This window comes from Streptomyces sp. NPDC058741 (assembly GCF_042746715.1).
Lineage (GTDB): Bacteria > Actinomycetota > Actinomycetes > Streptomycetales > Streptomycetaceae > Streptomyces.
In genome coordinates, this window is the sequence record NZ_JBHYQH010000087.1 from 1 (window position 1) to 824 (window position 824).

The window sequence follows — 824 nt, forward strand, 5'->3', positions numbered from 1 at the left end:
TACCGGCGCCGCCCACCGCCCTGCGGACGCGTCGGCGCGGGCGGCACCACCCGCTGGAACAACTCCCACAACCCGTCCGGGACCAGCCGCTCCACGATCGTCATGCCGCAAGATTACGAACCCAAATGAGACGACGTCTAAGTACAAACTGGTCCACAGCTGCCAGGGCAAGTTCGACTACTGCACGAAGAACGCGGTCTTCGCCCCGAAGATCCTCGGCGACATCGGACTCACCACTGGCCTGATCGGTCTGACCAGCGGCACCAACGGTCAGACCACGTCCACGACGTCCACCACGGCGACGACCAGCACCACGACGCCTGCGCCGAACCAGTGGTGCTCGCCCGGTTACTGGTTCAACCAAGGGATCGACAACTGGCCCGCGCCCTACGATCCGGCCACCTCCACGTGGAGCGACCTGCCCACCCCTCCCTACTCCGACACCCTCGCGCGGACGGCCGCAGGCGTGGCGGCGAATGCCCCCGAGGACCCGCTGCTGACGTACATCTGGAACCCGCAGAACGCGAACAACTTCGCCCAGTGGTACGTGCGGCCCCGGGGCGAAGTCCTCAACGACATCGCCGATGTGCTCAGCGCCGCCGCCGGTCTCTCGTGGACCGACAAGGCCACCGCCACCTGCCCACTCAACTGAGCGGGCAGGAGTCGTCGGGGCACTGAAGTGCCTGTCCGAAGGAAAACCCGGTTCTGACTGATGCCCGCGCGTGCACGCGATGGGGCACCAGGCGTGGGGGGCGGGGGGGGGGTGGGGAGGAGGGCACAACCGCCCGCCCCGACGACGGAAAAAAAGGAAAAAACACACACAA

At 66.7% G+C, this 824-nt stretch carries 1 protein-coding gene and 1 pseudogene; one reads left to right on the forward strand and one right to left on the reverse strand.

The genetic code is table 11. The features are described 5' to 3' along the window. Positions 1-104 (reverse strand): annotated as a pseudogene (locus tag ACFW6P_RS31805) (IS5/IS1182 family transposase); the annotation flags it as partial. Between the two features lie 362 nt (positions 105-466). Between ACFW6P_RS31805 and ACFW6P_RS31810 the strand changes: the two are divergent. Further along, entirely contained in the window at positions 467-652 is a 186-nt protein-coding gene (locus ACFW6P_RS31810; protein WP_386359982.1) for a hypothetical protein, read from the forward strand. Positions 653-824: the final 172 nt, after the last annotated feature.